The sequence below is a fragment of the Nonomuraea corallina genome (assembly GCF_027620315.1).
Lineage (GTDB): Bacteria > Actinomycetota > Actinomycetes > Streptosporangiales > Streptosporangiaceae > Nonomuraea > Nonomuraea corallina.
In genome coordinates, this window is record NZ_JAPNNL010000335.1 from 1 (window position 1) to 2,166 (window position 2,166).

2 protein-coding genes are annotated in these 2,166 nt (G+C 72.7%); one reads left to right on the top strand and one right to left on the bottom strand.

Annotated features, from left to right (window positions below; all coding sequences use genetic code 11):
• Positions 1 to 880, bottom strand: an 880-nt coding sequence (locus tag OUY22_RS36505; RefSeq protein ID WP_270159890.1) for a serine/threonine-protein kinase, incomplete at its 3' end; no start/stop codon positions are given.
• A 153-nt stretch (positions 881 to 1,033) separates the two neighbouring features.
• Between OUY22_RS36505 and OUY22_RS36510 the strand changes: the two genes are divergently transcribed.
• Entirely contained in the window at positions 1,034 to 2,164 is a 1,131-nt protein-coding gene (locus OUY22_RS36510) for a CaiB/BaiF CoA transferase family protein (protein WP_270159891.1), read from the top strand.
• Positions 2,165 to 2,166: the final 2 nt, after the last annotated feature.

Genomic DNA, 2,166 nt, shown 5'->3' on the forward strand with positions numbered 1-2,166 from the left:
TACGGCCGAGCCTGCGGGACGCGCCGGGCGGGGGCGCGTCCATGTCGGCGGAGGCCGGCTTGGCCTGCAGGACGACGGCGAGCAGGTCGTCGGCCTCCCCGGCCGTCACCCGCTCGGCCGGGTCCTTGCGCATCAGCCCCTGCAGGATCGGGTGCATGGCGGGCGGGATGCGCCGGTAGTCGGGCTCCTCGTCGAGGATGGCCTTGAGCGTGGCCATGGGCTCACCGCGCTCGAACGGCGAGCGGCCGACCAGCGTGGCGTACAGGGTGGCGCCCAGCGACCACAGGTCGGAGGCCGGGCCGGCGTCCGTGCCGCGCACCCGCTCGGGCGCCAGGAAGCCGGGCGAGCCGGTGACCATGCCGGTCTTGGTGAGCGAGGCCTCGCCCTCGGCGGTGGCGATCCCGAAGTCGGTGAGCACCGCCCGGCCGTCGTCGGTGAGCAGCACGTTGCTCGGCTTCACGTCACGGTGCAGGATGCCCTGCCCGTGCGCGGCGACGAGCGCGGACAGCACCTGCCGCCCGACGTCGGCGGCCTGGCGCACCGGCAGCGCGCCCATGGTCGCCACGACCTCCTCGACGGACGGGGCGCGCACCAGCTCCATGATGATCCAGGGCCGGCCGTCCTCCTCGACGACGTCGTAGACCGCCACCACGGAAGGATGGTTGAACTGGGCGGCGGTGCGGGCCTCCCGCGCGGTGCGGACCAGCTGGCGTTCCCGGTCGGCCTGGGGCAGGCCCTCGGGAAGCACCACCTCCTTGACCGCGCACTGCCGGTTGAGCAGCGTGTCGTGGCCTTCCCAGACCACGCCCATCCCACCGCGCCCCAGCGCCCGAACTAACTGGTAGCGCTTGGCGATCAGCCGGCTGCTGTCCGATTCCATGTCCTACCCCTGTAGACCACCCGAATAGTGGGCAAGTTTCCCATACCTCTCCTTCCTCTGAAGGGTGGTCAGGCAGGCGTCTTGCCACAGCGCACCGAATGTTGTTCTACTTGGGCGAGTGTTCGCCTGTCGGTCATGAGTAAGGAGACGCCGATGTCGCACGCTCGTCAGGGGCCGTTGTCCGGGGTCCGGGTGCTCGAACTGGCAGGGCTGGCGCCGGGGCCGTTCGCCGGGATGATGCTCGCCGACCACGGCGCCGAGGTCGTGCGGGTCGACCGGGTGTCGGCGGTCTCCGACAGGCCGCGCACCGACGTGATGGACCGCGGCAAGCGCACGATCGGGCTCGACCTGAAGTCCCCCGAGGGCGTGGCGGCGTTCAAGGAGCTGGCCCGGCACGCCGACGTGGTGATCGAGGTGTTCCGGCCGGGCGTGGCCGAGCGGCTCGGCATCGGGCCCGAGGACCTGCACGCGGTCAACGAGCGCCTGGTCTACGGTCGGATGACCGGCTGGGGCCAGGACGGCCCGCTGGCGCCCACGGCCGGGCACGACATCGACTACATCGCCGTCTCCGGCGTGCTGTCGATGCTCGGCCGCGAGGGCGGCAAGCCCACCCCGCCGATCAACATCCTCGGCGACTTCGCCGGCGGCGGCCTCATGCTCGCGTACGGGGTGCTGCTGGCGCTGCTGGAGCGCGAGCGCACCGGCCTCGGCCGGGTGATCGACGCCGCCATGGTCGACGGGGCGGCGATCCTGTTCGCGATGTTCTACCAGGGCGTGAGCAGCGGCATGTGGGGACCGCGCGGCACGAACCTGCTCGACACCGGCGCCCCCATGTACGACACGTACGAGACGGCGGACGGCGAGTATCTCGCCGTGGGCTCGCTGGAGCCGCAGTTCTGGGACACGATGGTGTCGCTCATGGGGCTGTCGGATCTGCCGGACCTGCCGGACCGCAACGACCGGGCGCAGTGGCCCGCGCTCAAGGCGCGGCTGGCGGAGGAGTTCGGCAAGCGGACCAGGGCCGAGTGGGAGGCGGTGTTCGAGGGCTCGGACGCGTGCGTGTCACCGGTGCTTTCGATGGCCGAGGCCCCCGCCCACCCGCACAACGCGGCCCGGGGCAGCTTCGTCGAGGTCGGCGGCCTGAGCCAGCCGATGCCCGCGCCGCGGCTGGTCGGCGCGCCGGCGCCCGACCTGGCCCCCGCCACCCGCCTGGACGACCTGTCCGCCTGGGGCATCCCGGCGGACGCGGCGGCCAAGCTACGCGCCCAGGGCGTCCTCGCCTAGCC